Genomic DNA, 15,835 nt, shown 5'->3' on the forward strand with positions numbered 1-15,835 from the left:
GGGGCCCACCCCCCCCCCCCCCGCCCGGGGGGGGGGCGCCCCTCTACGTCGCGAGTCTGCGCGCTGTGGGGGTCGTCGCGGTGTTCAGTCGCAGCAGTACGTCGCGGCAGCCAGTCGCAGCGGTCAGTCCCGGCGGCGCACGATGAAGTAGACGGCGACGGAAGCACCCACGGCGATCACCGCGAGTATCCCGATCAGGGCTCCCATGGGGAGGCCACCCTCGTCGTCCGAGGACTGCGCCGAGGCGCCCTGCTCCTGCGGGGCGTCGTCCGTGACCGGAGCGTCCGAGCTCTCCGCTCCCCCGGCATCGCTCGCCGCGGCGCCGGGCTCCTCCGCAGCACCGCCGCCGTCGCTCGGGGCTGCGGACGCGGCCGGTCCCTGCTCGATCGTGAGGGTCTGGGTGCCCTCGATGGGGTGGCCGTCGCTGGAGACCACGCGCCACTGGATGGTGTGGGTGCCTGCGGGCAGCGGCTCCTCGAGCGTCGCGGTGGCGATCGGACCGTCGACGGTCGGGACGATCTCGGCGAGCTCGGTGCCGGACTCGTCGGAGATCCGTACCAGCGGGCTCACCTCGAGGACATCTGCGGAGAACGTGAAGGTGAGCGCCTCGGGCGAGGCCTCCAGAGTCGCGCCGTCCTCCGGATCCGAGCTGAGTAGGGTGTCATGCGCCTGCGCCGGGGCGGGCATCGCCAGCAGCACGGCGAACAGCATCGCGCTGCAGAGCGCGAGCAGCGTGACCAGACGGGCAGGGGCACGACGGGCAGGAGCGGGGCGAACAGAGCCGAAGCTGTCGATCGAAGACATCATTCCTGCAGGCTACGCCAGCAGGGCACGGTGCCGCCGTGGCGCCGGTCACCTCGGGTCACGCCAGCCGCAGGGTCAGTCGCGAGGAAGGTCCACGTGATGCTCGAGCACCGGAAGCGCGGCCCGGGCAGCATCGATCTCCTCGAGATCGAGATCCACCAGCAGCAGCCCCGGCTCGCGGCCGAGCTCCTGGCGGATGGCGCCCAGCGGGCCGACGGCGGCGCTGCGGCCGATGCCGCGAGCCGCCTTCCCGGTGTACTCCGCGGGAGGGGCCTGGTCCGCGGCGAGCACCACGGTGGTGGAGTCCAGAGCGCGGGCCCGCAGCAGCAGCTGCAGCTGCTCCCGCTTGCCCGGCCCCTCGGCCCAGGCCAGCGGCAGCAGGATCGCCTGCGCACCCCGGCGGGCCAGCGCCGTGAACTGCTCCGGGAAGCGCACGTCATAGCAGGTGGCGATCCCGAAGCGGGTGCCGTGCAGATCGAAGGTGACCAGCTCGCTGCCCGGGGCGACGGTCCGGGACTCGTCGGCGCCGAAGGCATCAAAGAGGTGGATCTTGCGGTACTCGAGGTGGGGATCCCAGTTCGGGCCACGCACGATCACGGTGTTGTGGACGCGGCCGTCCTCGGTGGGGGTGAAGGAGCCGGCGACGACCACGAGCGAATGCGCTTCGGCGAGCTCCTGGACCAGCTGGGCGAAGGAGTCATGGTGCGCGAGAGCGGCCGCTCGCAGATCGGTGCCGAAGGGGGTGAGCGTCGCCTCGGGCAGCAGCACCAGGTGCGCCCCCTGTTCGGCGGCCTCGATGACCGCGCCACGCACGGTCTCGAAGGTGGCCTCGAGGTCTTCGGAGATCTCGATCTGGGCCAGGGCGATGCGGGGACCGGCCGCGCGGCGCACCTGGGCCAGGGCATCCGGGGTGTCGATGTCCGCGCCTTCAGCGCCGAGCGCACGCAGCGTTCCCAGCTCCTCCGGACCGAGCTGCGCGTAGAGCCGGCGCAGGCTGAGATCGGCCCAGCCACCGTCTTCATGCTCGACCGCACCCAGTGCTGCTCGCAGCCGGCCCAGCGGCCAGGCCGCGCCGAGGAACTGGAGGTGGCCGTCGTCGGCCTCGAGGGCCACCACCTGCCCGGTCTCAGCGCTGCGGGTGGCGAGGCTGCGCAGTGTCTCGGGACGAAGCATCGGCATGTCTCCGCCGAGCACCAGCACGGTGGCGCTGTCCGGGCCTTCGGAGAACTCGGTGACGCCACGGGCGAGAGCGGCCAGCGGCCCGGAGCGCGGCGGATCCTCGAGCACGAAGCGAGCGCCATGGCGGGTGGCGAGGTCACTGCCGTCCTCGCCGCTGGGACCGACGACGATGCGCCGTCCGTGGGGGGCGGCGCGCAGCACCCGCTCCAGGGCGGTCGCGCCGGCGATCGGCAGACGGGTCTTGTCCGCGCCACCCAGGCGCGAGGACGCACCACCGGCCAGGATCACGGCGGCGACGGTGGCGGAGGTCTCGGGCAGCTCGCTGGACATGCTCAGATCCTGCCATGGAGCGCTACCATGTTCGAGGCTCAGGTCCCGGTTCGTTCCGGGGACGGGCCGGATCGCCCCCGTAGCTCAGGGGATAGAGCACCGCTCTCCTAAAGCGGGTGTCGCGCGTTCGAATCGCGCCGGGGGCACGAACCATGGGGCTGGTTGAACCAGTGGGCCGGGTTGGATGAGGCCGACGTGAAGCAATGAGTCGCGCTGCGCAACGCCGCCAGCTCAGCCCTTCTCACTCCTGCGCATCCCGCAGCATCTCGAGCCGTCCGCGATCCTTCACCGCGGTCCAGCGCCGCCCGGAGTCGATCAGGCCCTCCCTCTTCCACCGGCTCATCACGCGGGAGACGGATTCCGGGGTGGAGCGGGCCAGGCCCGCGAGATCCGCGCGGGACAGCGGCACCTCGAGCATGATCCCCTCGCTCCCACGGTCCTCACCGAGCTTGTCCGCCAGGCGGAGCAGGGTGCTCGCGACCCGCTGCTCGACGGTCGCGGAGCCTTGCGAGCCGATGTCGGTCTCGGCGCGGGAGAGGCGGGCGGCGACGTCGTCGAGGACCCGCAGCGCGATGCGCGGCTGCTCAGCGAGGACAGAGCGGAAGTCGTCCTGGTCGATGCGCAGCACGCAGGTGCCCACCAGCGCCGAGGCGGTCTGGTGGTGGATCGGCTCGCCGAGAGTGCTCATGGTCCCGAACAGCTCCCCGGGGACCAGCAGATCGGTGACTGTCTCGGTCCCGCCTGCGGTGACCTGGGACAGCTTCACCCGCCCCTCGGCGACCACGTAGAGGGTTTCCGCCGGTTCGCCGGCGCGGTAGATCGGGGCGTCCGGGGCGAAGGTCAGGGTGCGCATCCGGGCATCGATGCGATCCAGCTCCGACTCGCCCAGTCCGAGGAAGTAGGGCGCGCGGGCCAGCACGTACAGCCGCACGGGCCGTGGGCACTGGTGGGGCAGGGTGATCTCCGTGAGCGGGATCGTGCGTCGGCCCTGCGCGGCGGGCCCGGCGGGTGGCTCCTGGATGGTCATGGCTCGACTCTAACCCTCTCCCATCCGGCCTGGTCAGAAGTGGAGTGCAGTTGATTGATCCCTGTCATGTCGCTTCCACAAGAACCCTTCTAGGTTGAGAGCACATCGAGGGAAAGCCCCTCGAGGACCACGCTCCAGAAGGAAGGCTCACCATGACTGCCACCCCCGCCACCAGCACCCACTCCATCTTCCGCGCCGAGGGCTTCAGCTGCCCTTCCTGCGTCGCCAAGATCGAGAAACAGGTGGGCCGCCTCAAGGGCGTGCAGAACGTCAGCGTGAAGTTCGCCTCCGGCCGCGTCGAAGTCGACCACGACGCCTCCGTGACCACCACCGATGAGATCGTCGCCGCGATCGACAAGGCCGGCTACAAGTCCGTCCTCTCGGCCTTCTGACCCCTGGCGGCCGGGCCCCATGGCCCGGCCGTCCTGCCCAGATCCTGCTCCGCGTCCTGCGCCGCACCTGACTTGAAAGGCACCACCTCATGTCTGCTCTGACCCGTTGGCTGCGCGGTCCCTGGGGAACCCCGATCATCTCGGGTCTCCTCATCGTCGTCGCCGCGATCCTCTCCCTGTCCATCGGGGTGAACCCCTTCGGCTCCGGCCACCAGCACGGCCTCGGCGTCGAGCTGGACGGGCCCACCGCCCTGGTCACCTCCGATCTCTTCATGGTCGCCGCGGCGCTGGTCGCCGGCATCCCGATCATCCTCAAGGCCTTGCGCGCACTGATGGTCAAGGTCATCGCCATCGATCTGCTGGTCACCATCGCCGCGGTCGGTGCGCTGATCATCGGCCAGTACTGGGAAGCGGCTGCAGTCACGTTCCTGTTCGCCATCGGCCACGCCCTCGAGGCCGGCACCATGAACCGCACCCGCTCCGCGCTCGCCGAGCTCGTGGCCGTCGCCCCTGATGTCGCCGTGGTGATGCGGGAGGGCGAGCAGGTGGAGATCTCCGCCGCCCAGGTCCGGCCCGATGAGACCGTTCTGGTCAAGAACGGCGCCAAGGTCCCCGTCGACGGCATCGTCATCGGCGGCACCGGCGCCCTGGATGAGGCCTCCATCACCGGCGAGTCCATCCCCGTCGAGAAGGGCGAGGGCGACCAGGTGTTCGCCGGCACCATCTCCGGCGGTGGCTTCCTGCAGGTGCGCGCCACCGGCATCGGGGCCGACACCACCCTGGCCCGCATCATCCATCGCGTCGAGGAAGCGCAGGACGCCAAGGCCCGCACCCAGACCTTCATGGAGAGGTTCTCCACCTGGTACACCCCCGGCATCATTCTGCTGGCCCTGATCACGGGGCTCATCACCGGGAACGTCGTGCTCGCCCTGACCCTGCTGGTGATCGGCTGCCCCGGGGCGCTGGTCATCTCCATCCCCGTCTCGATCGTGGCCGGCATCGGCCGCGGTGCCAAGGACGGCATCCTCATCAAGGGTGGCGAGTACCTGGAGACCAGCGCGAAGATCACCGCCGTCGCCCTGGACAAGACCGGCACCCTCACCGAGGGCAAGCCCTACCTCACCGACGTGACCGTCCTGGACCCTGCGCTGGATCGTGCCGACGTGCTCGGCTGGGCGGCACGCGCCGAGGCCGGTTCCGAGCATCCGCTGGCACGTCCCCTGATCGACGCCGCGGCGGCCGAGGGCCTGCCCACCCATGGCCTGCCCGAGCACACCGAGCCGGTTGCTGGCAAGGGCATCGTCGCCACCCTCGAGGGTCGACGCGTCGCCGTCGGCAACCTGCCGCTGCTGGCGGCCGAGGACATCTCCGAGGATCGCGGCGCGGCCGCGGAGGTCGACCGGCTCGCCGGACTCGGCCGCACCCCGATGGTCGTCACCCTCGACGGCCGCGTGATCGGCGTGGTCGCGGTGGCCGATCGGATCCGCACCGACGCGAGGGAGATGATCGCCCGGCTCCACGCGACCGGGGTCAAGAAGGTCATCATGCTCACCGGTGACAACCGGCGGGTCGCCGAGGCGGTCGCCGCCGAGGTCGGGGTCGACGAGGTGCGCGCTCAGCTGCTGCCCGAGGACAAGCTCACCGTCGTCCAGCAGCTGCAGAGCGAGGGCTGCACCGTGGCGATGGTCGGCGATGGCGTCAACGACGCCCCGGCCCTGGCCACTGCCGATATCGGTGTGGCGATGGGTGCGGCCGGCACCGGGGTCGCCATCGAGACTGCTGACATCGCCCTGATGAAGGACGATCTGCTGAGGCTCCCGCAGGCGATCGGTCTGGCCCGCAGCACGGTCTCCGTGATGCGACAGAACATCGCGATCGCGCTGATCACGGTGATCGCGCTCCTGGTGGGCGTGTTCGCCGGTGGGGTCACGATGGCGATCGGCATGCTGGTCCACGAAGGTTCGGTGCTGCTGGTGATCGTCAACGCGATGCGGCTGCTGCGCCGCCGCAAGGATCAGCACGGCGCCCGCCCGGGCTCCCCGTCCGAGACCCGCATTCCGCAGAGCGTCGGGGCGAGCCAGAGCATCTGACCCCGAACACAACCATGTCCACTCGAGAGGAAGCGCATCATGTCTGAACAGCATTTCGCCCTCGAAGGCGACGTCGAGCACTTCACCATCGCGGACATCGCGACAGCGAATCCGGACTTCCGCAAGGTTCTGTGGACGGGGAAGCACTCCCAGATCGTCCTCGTGACCGTGCCGGTGGGCGGAGAGATCGGGGACGAGGTCCACGAGACCACGGACCAGATCCTGACCTTGGTCTCCGGGACCGGTGAAGCCGACCTCAACGGCCACACCCACGCAGTCCACGCCGGTGATCTGTGCGCGGTGCCCGCCGGCGCCCAGCACAACGTCCGCAACACCGGGGAGGAGCCCCTCGTGCTGTACACGATCTACAGCCCGCCCGAGCATGCGGTGGACGGCTCCTTCGCCACCAAGGAGGAGGCGGACGCCGCCGAGGCCGCAGGCGAGGACCAGTCTCCCCAGGCCTGATCCCCCGCAGCACCCCTGATGGCGGCCCCACGGGCACACGCCCGGAGCGGCCGCTCCCCGCACAGCAGCAACGACACAGGAGAACGCAGATGTCCAAGGTTTTCGTCTTCACCACCTACGGCGGCCCGGAGGGTCAGCAGCTCACCGAGCGTGGGGCCCCGGCCCCCAGGGCCGGGGAGATCGCCATCGAGGTGCGTGCCGCCGGGGTGAACCCCGCGGACTGGAAGCGTCGCGAAGGCGCCTTCGGCACCCGCGGCCATCTGCCGGTGGCGATGGGCCTCGAGGCCGCTGGCGTCGTCACCGCCGTCGGGGAGGGAGTCGAGAACTTCGCCATCGGGGACGAGGTGCTCGGCGCCCCGGCCCGCGGGCTCGGCGCCTTCGCCGAGCACACTGTCCTGGACGCCTCGGCGACGGTCGCCAAGCCCGAGGAGATCTCCTTCACCGATGCCGCGGGGATCCCGATCGCCGGCACCGCCGCCTACGACCTCACCCACCAGGTCGAGATCGAGGCCGGGCAGACGCTGCTGGTCCTCGGCGCGGGAGGCGGCGTAGGCCGCATGGCCCTGCAGATCGCGAAGGTCCACGAGCTGAAGGCCATCGGTGTCGCCTCGGAGTCCAAGCGGGAGCTGATCGAAGCCACCGGCGCGACCTTCGTCCCCTCCGGAGAGGGGGTCGCCGCGCGCGTGCGGGCACTCGCCCCGGACGGCGTAGACGTGCTGGCCGATCTCGTGGGCGGGGACGCCCTGCGAGAGCTGGCCCCGCTGGTCAAGCTCCCCTCAGGGATCGTCTCCGCGGCCGACGGCGCCACCGCCGTCGAGCTCGGCGGGGCCGGCCGGGAGCGGTCCGAGGGAGTGCTGGGCAAGATCACCGACGTGGTCCGGTACGGCCTGGTGAGCCCGCACGTGGTGGAGACGTTCCCGCTCAGCCAGGCTGCCGAAGCACTCGCTGCCGTGGAGGCCGGGCACTCCCGCGGGAAGATCGTGATCATCCCCTGACCTGCCCTCGGTGACGCACGCGCCTCCGGTAACGTGACGCAGATGACCTCCCACACCGCTGACCCTGCCGCTCCCTCGACCTCGTCGGCTGATCCCGCTGATCCCGTCGGTTTCACTGACCCCGCTGGTTTCGCTGGTTTCGCTGACATCGACGGCTTTCTGAGGATCCCGCGCGTGGCCTCCGTGGTCGCGAGCGACGACGGGCGCGTTGTCACGGCGATCCAGGAGGCCGACGAGCCCGGCGCGAAGCTCGTCTCCTCGCTCTGGGAGCTCGACCCGGCCGGGGAGCAGCCCGCCCGTCGGCTGACCTTCTCCGCCAAGGGCGAGAGCTCGCCCCGGTTCGCCCCCGACGGGTCGCTGCTGTTCAGCTCCTCCCGGCCGGATCCTGAAGGCGGTGCCGAGGAGGAGGTCACCGCGATCTGGCGCCTGCCGCGCACCGGCGAAGCACAGGTGGTGGCCTCCGCCGCCGCAGGCCTGTCCCTGCTCTCGGTCGCCGCGGACGGGACCATGCTCGCCGCCACCAGCGTGCTGCCGGGCAGCAACCTCGAGGAGGATGCCGAGCGCCGCAAGGCCCGCAAGGACGCGAAGCAGACCACCATCTGGCACACCGGGATGCCGATCCGGCTGTGGGACCACGAGATCGGCGACCAGAGCCGCCGCCTGGTGCGGGTGTCCCCGGAGGGTGACCTCACCGATCTCACCCCGGACGTCGGCACCGTGACCCTCTACGCCGCCTCCGCGGACCTCTCCCCCGACGGCTCCACCGTCGCGACCTCCTGGACCCAGCGGGTGCGCAGCGGCGAGACCCGCAGCTCGCTGGTGCTGATCGACACCGCAACCCTGCGCCGCAGCGTGCTGCTGGAGGCCGACGAGTCTGCCCAGTACGGCTCCCCGCTGTTCTCCCGCGACGGCCAGAAGCTCGCCGTGATCCGCTCGACCGCCTCCTCGCCCACCGACACCAGCTACAGCCGCCTGGAGATCCACCCCCTCGGCGGCGGCGAGATCAGCGGCGGCGAGCCGGTCACCGCGCTGCTCGGCGATCTGAGCATCACCGACCTCGAATGGGCCGCTGACGGCAGCCTGCTGGTGGCCGGAGACCTGCACTCCTCCGGCGCGGTGCTGCGAATCGACGCGGCCACCGGCGAGGCCCGCACGGTGGCAGGCGACGGCGTCTTCTCGTCACTCGCCGCGACGGCCGACGGCACCCTGTTCGCACTCCGCAATGACGTGACGACCCCGTCCCGGCCGGTCCGGATCGACGCCGGTTCCCACGCTGGCGCCGGTGCCGTCACCGAGCTGCCTGCACCGGGTGCGGTCAGCGCACTGCCCGGTACGCTGGAATGGGTGGAGACCGACGTCGACGGGCTCACCGTGGGCGGCTGGCTGTGCGTCCCCGCGGGGGCGTCGGCCGAGGCCCCGGCGCCCGTCATGCTGTGGATCCACGGCGGGCCGCACGGCTCCTACAACGCCTGGAGCTGGCGCTGGTGCCCGTGGCTCGCGGTGCAGCGCGGCTATGCGGTGCTGATGCCGGATCCGGCGATGTCCACCGGCTACGGGGATGCGGGGCTGAACCGCGGCTGGCCGCGCCGTCCGGACGTGGTCTTCCACGAGTGCGAGACCCTCTTCGATGCGGTGCTCGAGCGGGCGGACCTCGACGGTTCCCGCACCGCGATGCTCGGGGCGTCGTTCGGCGGCTTCATGGCGAACTGGATCGCCGGGCACACCACTCGCTTCGACGCGATCGTCACCCATGCGGGGCTGTGGGCGCTGGATCAGCAGCACCGCACCACCGACGCCGCGGCCTCCAAGATGCGCGTGCACCGTCATGAGGATGAGGATCCGGACTGGTATCGGGCGTTCTCCCCGCATCACGAGGTCGACGCGATCACCACCCCGATGCTGATCACCCACGGCAACCGCGACTACCGGGTGCCGATCAGCGAGGCGCTGCGGCTGTGGTGGGACCTGGTCTCCACCTGGGACGGCGAGCCGCAGGGCATGCCGCACCGCTTCCTGCAGCTGACCAGCGAGAACCACTGGGTGCTCACCCCATCCAATGCGCTCGCTTGGAACCAGGCCGTGCTCGCCTTCTGCGACCAGCACGTCCTCGGCGCCGAGCCGATCCCAGAGGTCCTGCCCTGGTGAGTGCGGAGCTGACAGCTGCTGCTGCTGGGCAGGGTCAGTTCAGCGTGCCGGTGAGCCGGCCGTGGAACTGGGTGGAGTGCTCGTCCAGCCCGGTGAAACGCACTTCGATGCCGTGGTCGGAGTACTTGGTCTGCACCGAATCGAGGACGGCAACGGTCGAGGCATCCCAGATCTGGGCGGCGGAGAAGTCGATGGTGACCTGCGGCGGGTCCTCGGCGTAGGTGAACTGCTCGACGAGGTCGTTGCTGCTGCCGAAGAAGAGCGGGCCGCGCACCGTGTAGGTCGCCGCCCCGTCGGTGACCAGACGGCGAACGCTCGTCACGTGCGCGATACGGCGGGCGAACAGCCCCATCGCCAGCAGCGCCCCGGCCGCAACGCCGATCGCGAGGTTGTTGGTGGCGACCACGACCACGACCGTCGTGACCATCACCAGGGTCTCCGACCACGGCATCCGCTTCAGGGTCGCGGGTCGCACGCTGTGGAAGTTCACGGTGGAGACGGCGACGACCATCATCACCGCGGCGAGCGCGGCCATCGGGATCGCCTCCATGAGGTCCGAGAGCACGGTGACCAGGATCAGCAGCATCGCTCCGGCGAAGAAGGTGGACAGCCTCGTGCGGGCCCGGCCGAGCTTCACGTTGACCACGGTCTGCCCGATCATGGCGCAGCCGGCGATGCCTCCCCAGCAGCCAGCGAGGATGTTCGCGACGCCGAGCGCCCAGGATTCACGGCTCTTGTGCGAGCGGGTGTCGGTGATGTCGTCCACGAGCTTGGCGGTCAGCAGCGTCTCCATCAGTCCCACGAAGGCGACGCTGAGGGCGGTGGGCAGGATCAGGCGCAGCGTGTCGAGGTCCAGCGGAACCTCGAGCGGGGTGATTCCGGGCAGCCCGCCGGAGACGTCGCCCTGGTCGCCGACGGTCGGGACGGACAGGTGCGCGAACATCGCGATCGTGGTGACCAGCACGATCGCGACCAGCGGTGCGGGCACGGCCTTGGTGAAGCGCGGCAACAGCAGCACCACCAGCAGGGTCAGCGCGAACAATGGGTAGACCATGACCGGCACGTCGAGCACGTGCTGCAGCTGAGCGGCGAAGATCAGGATCCCGAGCGCGTTGACGAAGCCGATCATCACCGATCGCGGGATGAACCGCATGATCCTCGCGAGCCCCAGCACGCCGAAGAGGATCTGGATGATGCCGGCGAGGATCACCGTGGGCAGCAGGTATTCGACGCTATGGGTGTGCACCAGCGGCGCGACCACGAGCGCGACGGCGCCCGCGGCGGCGGTGATCATGGCGGGCCGGCCACCCAGGATCGACATCGAGATCGCGAGCACGACCGAGGCGATGAGGCTGACCTTCGGGTCCACGCCGGCGATCACCGAGAACGAGATGACCTCGGGGATCAGAGCGAGCGTGGTGACCGCCCCGGCGAGCGCCTCGGTGGTGAGGAGCCGCGGGTTCCGCAGTGCCTGCAGGGTGGTGGGGCTCGGAGCCGAAGGGGGAGTCGCTGTCACGCCCGTGATGATATCGATGGGGCACGGCGACGGGGGTGGGGTCTGCTCCCTGGCGCGCGAGGTCACAGTAGCCGGGACTACCCTGGTAGTTCCCCTCCCGTCGGCCCTGCCGGCGGGTCTGATCGGACAGAGGATCCATGACTGCACCCACGCGTCGCCGCTTCGACGCCACCTGGCTCCCCTTCGGCATGATGATCGGTTTCACCGTGGGAATCGGCTTGGGGCTGGCCGTCATCAACAACATCTTCATCGGTGCTCTGATCGGCTTCGCCGTCGGCGCCACACTCGGTATCGCCCTCGGGTTCCGCGATCCGCGACGCTCTGTGGACGACGAGGATGCCGAGGACGACCGCTACCGCCGCGAGCACGGCGACCCCACCCCTCGCGGCCCGGATGCCTGAGCCCGGCCGGAGCCCCGAACGACAGCTGCACACAAAATCTTCACCTCGCCATCGCGCCACACCCGTGACTAAGCCTTGACCTTTCCTTTACCTTTTGGCACCGTGTGACCCGGGCCATTTGGCTCGATGTCCACCACGGTGCAGCCGCCCCGCGGACTCCCGAGGAGAGGAACCGTCATGACGAAAACGAGCATCGGCCGACGAGCCCGCACCGCGATGGCGCTCTGCGCCGGCACGGCACTCCTCGGGCTGAGCGCCTGCGGGGCCGACGTCGACACCCCTCCGGAGACCCCCGCCGGGGCCTCCGAGGTGGGCGCCGATGACACCTCCGACGGTGGTGGAGAGCAGGACCAGCAGTCATCGGAAGGCGGGGACGCCTCCGACGAGGAGTCCGCGTCGGACGGTGGCGGCGAGGAAGAAGAAGAGGAAGCAGGAGACGGCGCAGGGGCCAATGAGGGTGCGGGAGAGGACGGGGGTGAGCCGGGTGCCTCGAGGGAGCGCACGCGGATCATGCTGGTGACCGATCTGGGGACGGACGACACCAGCGGAGAGGGCGCCCCCGCCCTCACGGACGACGACCTGGCAGCACTTCTCGCAGCACCCTTCGAGGGCACTGCCGAATGCGAGGACGAGCTGGTGCTCGAGCCGGGCGCCGCAGCGACCGGATGCCTCGGCCCGGCGAGCTTCGATACGACCGAGCCGCACCAGGAGTGGGTCGCCAACGTGGTCTTCGTGCCGTCGGAGGACGGATTTCAGAACGGTTCGACGGTGGCAGTGCTGTTCTCGACCGGGACCGAGCTGCCCACAGCGGCCGATGGCCTGCTGGACGAGGACGTCAGCCTCACCGGGGTGGGATTCGGCTCGATGTTCGGTGCCGAGCCGCTCAGCGCCGACGAGGTCGCCGAGAGCACACTGCAGACGCTGACCTCCGAGAACGCCTATGTACCGGTCAACACAATGGCCGAGTGGAGCGACGTCACCTGCGAGGACGGCCTGGACTTCACCGAGTTCGAGACCGTCGACTGCGAGGCCACGACCACCGACGGCACCACCTGGGGGCTGCTGGTCGCCCCGGGCACCTATGCCGACAACGACCAGGGCCTGCTGGTCGGGATCTCGGTCCCCCGGGACGGCTGAGCCACCGGCCACAGAACTGCTGAACTGCTGGACTGCTGGACTGCTGGACCACCCACTCGCTCAGCTGCTCGGCTGCTGAATCACCGCCCTCGGTGGTCAGTTCCCTCACCGGGAGCTGACCGCCGGGCGCGGTGAGGTTACGGTGGGGAGGCGCCGCGAGGAGAGTGCCGGCGCCGCCGCCGGGACGACCCGGTCCGCGCAGTCGCAGGGAGGACGGCCTCGCAGGAGGATCCCCCATGACCCCGACCGGCCACTCCCCCGCCCAGCCCGGACCCCGTACCCGCAGACAGCTCGCGCGCGAGCTCCTCACCCGCGACGCCATCGGACGCCTGGTGCTCGGCTGGGCCGCCGTCGGCGCTCTGAGCCTCGCCGGCCCGCTGCTGGCCGCGCCGCTGCCCTCCCCCGTGCTCGCATTGGTGCTGGCCGCGATCATCGCGGTGATCGTGGTCGCCGCCGGCGGAGTGGTCCACCAGGCCGAGGCGCTCGCGCGCCGGCTCGGCGATCCCTACGGCACGCTCGTGCTGACGCTCTCGATCGTGGTGATCGAGGTGGTGCTGATCGCCGCGGTCATGCTCGGTCCCGGAGAGCACACCGTGATCGCCCGGGACTCGGTGATGGCGGTCTCGATGATCATCATGAACCTGGCGCTCGGGCTCTGCCTGCTGGTGGGCGGCCTGCGGCACGGCTCCCTCGCTACGCACCGGGTGGGGACCTCCGCCTACCTGGTGATGCTCACCGCGCTCGCGGCGCTCGCCTTCGCGCTGCCGGCGACGATCAGCGAGAGCGGCGGCTATGCGCCTCCCCAGGCACTGGTGGTCGGTGGGCTCACGGTGGCGGTGTACGCCTTCTTCCTCTGGCGCCAGATGGGAGCCCAGGCCGGTGAGTTCCAGGAGATCGAGCGAGCCGTGGGCAGCGCCGCGGCCGCCGAGCCCGCGACCGACGCGAACCCCACCACCGCCACCCGCACCACCGCCGCCACCACTCGCACCGCCCGCACTACCGGGAACCGCACCGCGCTGCGGGAGGTCCTCTCCCTGCACCGGGAGGAGCTGCTGGCGCGCGCCGCCCTGCTGATCGCGACCGTGCTGCCGATCGTGCTGCTCTCGCACCATATGGCGGGGCTGCTCGATGACGGCCTGGCGCGGCTCGGTGCCCCGGTCGCCCTCGGCGGAGTGCTGATCGCGATGATCGTGTTCACGCCGGAGTCGATCACCGCGGTGCGGGCGGCGCTGAACGGGGAGATGCAGCGGGTGGTGAACCTGTGCCATGGCGCGCTGGTCTCGACCCTCGCCCTGACGATCCCCACGGTGCTGGTGATCGGGCTGGTCACCGGCACCGAGGTGGTGCTCGCGGAATCGCCGACGAACCTGCTGCTGCTCGGGGTGACCCTCGCGGTCGCCGCGATCTCGGCGAGCGCCCCGCGGACCACCGCGGTGCATGGCGCCGTGCACCTGCTGCTGTTCGGCGTCTACGCGCTCATGCTCTTCTCCTGAGCACTGCCCGGCTCAGCACTGCCGCGCTCAGCGCCGGGGGCGTCGGCGGTCGAGCTCCTGGAGCCGGTCGCGGACCTCACGGCGCAGGACCTTGCCCATCTCATTGCGCGGGAGCTCGGCGAGCACGTGGAAACGGCGCGGCACCTTGTAGGCCGTCAGCCGCTCCTTGAGCAGTCGGCGCAGGTCCTCGACGTCGGGGAGCACTCCATCCGGCGTGACGATCGCGGCGACTACCTCTTCAGCGCCCTGCTCGTCGAGCAGGCCCACCACGGCGATGTCCTCGATGCCGTGCTCCCCCCGGATCGCGTCCTCGACCTCGGAGGGATAGACGTTGAAACCGCCGGTGATCACCATCTCCTTGAGCCGATCGACGATCGTCAGGAACCCGCGTTCGTCGACCTGGGCGATGTCTCCGGTGCGGAACCAGCCGTCATGGAACGCCTCGGCGGTCGCCTCGGGACGGTCGCGGTATCCGGAGAACACCTGCGGGCCCCGGACCAGGATCTCCCCCGCCTCACCCGGCTCCACGTCCCGGTCGAGGTCCTCGGGGTCGACCAGGCGCACCTGGGTGTCAGGGAACGGCACGCCGATCGATCCCGGTGTTCGGGTGCTGTCGACCGGGTTGCCGCACACGATCGGAGAGCATTCCGAGAGTCCGTAGCCCTCGATCAGGAAACCCCCAGTGGCCTCTTCCCAGGCCGCGATGAGCTCGGGCCGCAGCGGCATCGCCCCGGCGACCCCGGTGCGGATCCCCCGAAGCGAGACCCCGCGCTCCTTCGCCCCGGTGACCACACGGTCGAACAGCGGCGGGACCGCGATCATCGTCGTCGGCATCGCGCGCTTGATCGCATCGAGGATCAGCCCGGTCTCGGGCTTGGGGATCAGGTGCAGCATCGCCCCGACGGTCAGTCCCGCGTTCATCGACAGCGAGCATCCGAACACGTGGAAGAGCGGCAGGCAGGCCATGAACACCTCCTTGCCCGGGACCAGGGGCGTGACCCATTCGTGCGCCTGGGTGGTCGAGGCGATCAGGTTGGCGTGGCTGAGCGGCACGCCCTTGGGTGTGCCGGTGGTGCCCGAGGTGTACAGCAGCAGTGCGATGTCCTCACGCTCGGGGCGGGAGGCGAGGGGTGCCTGCGCGCCCTCGCGGCGCAGCCGGGAGAAGGGCAGGGTGCCAGCCGGCGCAGGCCGGGAGAGCTGATTGCGTGAGGCACGGGCCTTCTTCAGCGGCAGCCGCAGCAGGGCGCGCTTCCCCCGCGGCATCTCTTCGATGAGGTCCACGGCGATGATCGTGTGCGGGCGCACGTCCTCCGGCAGCTCCTGCAGGGTCCCGGCCGCGGCGTTCCACACGATCGCGACCTCCGCATGGTGGTCGGCGAACATCGGTGCGAGCTCGTGGGCCGGGTAGAGCGGGTTGTGCTCGACCGCGGTCGCGCCGCACAGCAGGACGGCGTAGAAGGCGACCACGTGCTGGGGGCAGGTGGGCATCAGCAGCGCCACCGTGGAGCCCGGCCGTACGCCCAGGGCATGGAGGTTCCCGGCCACGGCTCGCACCTGGGCGGCGAGCTCGGTGTAGCTCGTGCGTCGGCCGAAGAAGTCCAGCGCTGGCTGCTCCGCATAGGTCGCGGTGAACGCATCGAACTCGTCGACCAGGGAACCGGCGGGATAGTCGAGGTGGCGGCGCACCCCAGGGGCGTAGGCGGCGGTCCAGCGATCCTCGAGAGCGGTCATGGTCGGTCCTCAGCGGTGATGGCGACGGGTCGGTCAGGATCAGGGTAGGCCCGGTCCCTGAAGGCCACCGGCGACGCGACTGCCAGGTGCCGTGATTCCGGAGTCCCCGGCGCAGGCACGCGGGTTACAG

General features: G+C 70.5%; 13 protein-coding genes and 1 tRNA gene. 9 read left to right on the plus strand and 5 right to left on the minus strand.

Annotation, left to right across the window (positions count from 1 at the left end; translation table 11 throughout):
• Window positions 1-123: 123 nt before the first annotated feature.
• Together ACT3SQ_RS14960 and ACT3SQ_RS14965 are read right to left on the minus strand one after the other, a co-directional pair.
• Window positions 124-807 (minus strand): copper resistance CopC family protein, encoded by a 684-nt coding sequence (locus ACT3SQ_RS14960; RefSeq protein WP_444502197.1) that lies wholly within the window; start codon window positions 805-807, stop codon window positions 124-126.
• A gap of 72 nt (window positions 808-879) precedes the next feature.
• On the minus strand, window positions 880-2,313 hold the full coding sequence (locus tag ACT3SQ_RS14965) for a nitrilase-related carbon-nitrogen hydrolase (protein WP_441444417.1): 1,434 nt from the start codon (window positions 2,311-2,313) through the stop codon (window positions 880-882).
• A 73-nt stretch (window positions 2,314-2,386) separates the two neighbouring features.
• Between ACT3SQ_RS14965 and ACT3SQ_RS14970 the strand changes: the two genes are divergently transcribed.
• Window positions 2,387-2,459, plus strand: a tRNA-Arg gene (locus tag ACT3SQ_RS14970).
• A gap of 95 nt (window positions 2,460-2,554) precedes the next feature.
• Here the strand turns inward: ACT3SQ_RS14970 and ACT3SQ_RS14975 are convergent.
• Entirely contained in the window at window positions 2,555-3,340 is a 786-nt protein-coding gene (locus ACT3SQ_RS14975; RefSeq protein ID WP_444601289.1) for a Crp/Fnr family transcriptional regulator, read from the minus strand.
• Between the two features lie 152 nt (window positions 3,341-3,492).
• Here ACT3SQ_RS14975 and ACT3SQ_RS14980 point away from each other — a divergent pair, with 152 nt between their 5' ends.
• The 5 genes from ACT3SQ_RS14980 to ACT3SQ_RS15000 all read left to right on the plus strand — a co-directional run bounded on the left by ACT3SQ_RS14980 (window position 3,493) and on the right by ACT3SQ_RS15000 (window position 9,427).
• Window positions 3,493-3,732, plus strand: coding sequence for a heavy-metal-associated domain-containing protein (locus ACT3SQ_RS14980; RefSeq protein ID WP_444601290.1), 240 nt, complete (start codon window positions 3,493-3,495; stop codon window positions 3,730-3,732).
• Between the two features lie 89 nt (window positions 3,733-3,821).
• Window positions 3,822-5,822, plus strand: a complete 2,001-nt coding sequence (locus ACT3SQ_RS14985; RefSeq protein WP_444601291.1) for a heavy metal translocating P-type ATPase — start codon at window positions 3,822-3,824, stop codon at window positions 5,820-5,822.
• 39 nt (window positions 5,823-5,861) lie between these two features.
• Window positions 5,862-6,287, plus strand: a complete 426-nt coding sequence (locus ACT3SQ_RS14990) for a cupin domain-containing protein (RefSeq protein WP_444601292.1) — start codon at window positions 5,862-5,864, stop codon at window positions 6,285-6,287.
• Window positions 6,288-6,376: 89 nt separating this feature from the next.
• Window positions 6,377-7,282 (plus strand): NADP-dependent oxidoreductase, encoded by a 906-nt coding sequence (locus ACT3SQ_RS14995; RefSeq protein ID WP_444601293.1) that lies wholly within the window; start codon window positions 6,377-6,379, stop codon window positions 7,280-7,282.
• Window positions 7,283-7,324: 42 nt separating this feature from the next.
• Window positions 7,325-9,427, plus strand: coding sequence for an alpha/beta fold hydrolase (locus tag ACT3SQ_RS15000; protein WP_444601294.1), 2,103 nt, complete (start codon window positions 7,325-7,327; stop codon window positions 9,425-9,427).
• 34 nt (window positions 9,428-9,461) lie between these two features.
• On the opposite strand, the gene ACT3SQ_RS15005 is transcribed toward ACT3SQ_RS15000, so the two are convergent.
• Complete coding sequence (locus tag ACT3SQ_RS15005; protein ID WP_444601295.1) at window positions 9,462-10,943, minus strand: SulP family inorganic anion transporter; 1,482 nt, start codon at window positions 10,941-10,943, stop codon at window positions 9,462-9,464.
• A 137-nt stretch (window positions 10,944-11,080) separates the two neighbouring features.
• Between ACT3SQ_RS15005 and ACT3SQ_RS15010 the strand changes: the two genes are divergently transcribed.
• The 3 genes from ACT3SQ_RS15010 to ACT3SQ_RS15020 all read left to right on the plus strand — a co-directional run bounded on the left by ACT3SQ_RS15010 (window position 11,081) and on the right by ACT3SQ_RS15020 (window position 13,974).
• Window positions 11,081-11,344 carry a hypothetical protein gene (locus ACT3SQ_RS15010; protein WP_441444409.1) on the plus strand — a complete coding sequence of 88 codons (264 nt, stop codon included), beginning with the start codon at window positions 11,081-11,083 and terminating at the stop codon, window positions 11,342-11,344.
• A gap of 177 nt (window positions 11,345-11,521) precedes the next feature.
• Window positions 11,522-12,481 (plus strand): hypothetical protein, encoded by a 960-nt coding sequence (locus ACT3SQ_RS15015; protein WP_442332411.1) that lies wholly within the window; start codon window positions 11,522-11,524, stop codon window positions 12,479-12,481.
• A gap of 236 nt (window positions 12,482-12,717) precedes the next feature.
• Window positions 12,718-13,974, plus strand: coding sequence for a calcium:proton antiporter (locus tag ACT3SQ_RS15020; protein ID WP_442332412.1), 1,257 nt, complete (start codon window positions 12,718-12,720; stop codon window positions 13,972-13,974).
• Window positions 13,975-14,001: 27 nt separating this feature from the next.
• On the opposite strand, the gene ACT3SQ_RS15025 is transcribed toward ACT3SQ_RS15020, so the two are convergent.
• Window positions 14,002-15,705 carry an AMP-binding protein gene (locus tag ACT3SQ_RS15025; protein ID WP_442332413.1) on the minus strand — a complete coding sequence of 568 codons (1,704 nt, stop codon included), beginning with the start codon at window positions 15,703-15,705 and terminating at the stop codon, window positions 14,002-14,004.
• Window positions 15,706-15,835: the final 130 nt, after the last annotated feature.

The organism is Brachybacterium sp. AOP42-C2-15 (assembly GCF_052377065.1).
Classification (GTDB): domain Bacteria; phylum Actinomycetota; class Actinomycetes; order Actinomycetales; family Dermabacteraceae; genus Brachybacterium.

Excerpts from the sequence above, each read along its gene's own strand:
- ACT3SQ_RS14960 (WP_444502197.1), bottom strand. The coding sequence starts at position 807 with ATGATGTCTTCGATCGACAGCTTCGGCTCTGTTCGCCCCGCTCCTGCC.
- ACT3SQ_RS14965 (WP_441444417.1), bottom strand. The coding sequence starts at position 2,313 with ATGTCCAGCGAGCTGCCCGAGACCTCCGCCACCGTCGCCGCCGTGATC.
- ACT3SQ_RS14975 (WP_444601289.1), bottom strand. The coding sequence starts at position 3,340 with ATGACCATCCAGGAGCCACCCGCCGGGCCCGCCGCGCAGGGCCGACGC.
- ACT3SQ_RS14980 (WP_444601290.1), top strand. The coding sequence starts at position 3,493 with ATGACTGCCACCCCCGCCACCAGCACCCACTCCATCTTCCGCGCCGAG.
- ACT3SQ_RS14985 (WP_444601291.1), top strand. The coding sequence starts at position 3,822 with ATGTCTGCTCTGACCCGTTGGCTGCGCGGTCCCTGGGGAACCCCGATC.
- ACT3SQ_RS14990 (WP_444601292.1), top strand. The coding sequence starts at position 5,862 with ATGTCTGAACAGCATTTCGCCCTCGAAGGCGACGTCGAGCACTTCACC.
- ACT3SQ_RS14995 (WP_444601293.1), top strand. The coding sequence starts at position 6,377 with ATGTCCAAGGTTTTCGTCTTCACCACCTACGGCGGCCCGGAGGGTCAG.
- ACT3SQ_RS15000 (WP_444601294.1), top strand. The coding sequence starts at position 7,325 with ATGACCTCCCACACCGCTGACCCTGCCGCTCCCTCGACCTCGTCGGCT.
- ACT3SQ_RS15010 (WP_441444409.1), top strand. The coding sequence starts at position 11,081 with ATGACTGCACCCACGCGTCGCCGCTTCGACGCCACCTGGCTCCCCTTC.
- ACT3SQ_RS15015 (WP_442332411.1), top strand. The coding sequence starts at position 11,522 with ATGACGAAAACGAGCATCGGCCGACGAGCCCGCACCGCGATGGCGCTC.
- ACT3SQ_RS15020 (WP_442332412.1), top strand. The coding sequence starts at position 12,718 with ATGACCCCGACCGGCCACTCCCCCGCCCAGCCCGGACCCCGTACCCGC.
- ACT3SQ_RS15025 (WP_442332413.1), bottom strand. The coding sequence starts at position 15,705 with ATGACCGCTCTCGAGGATCGCTGGACCGCCGCCTACGCCCCTGGGGTG.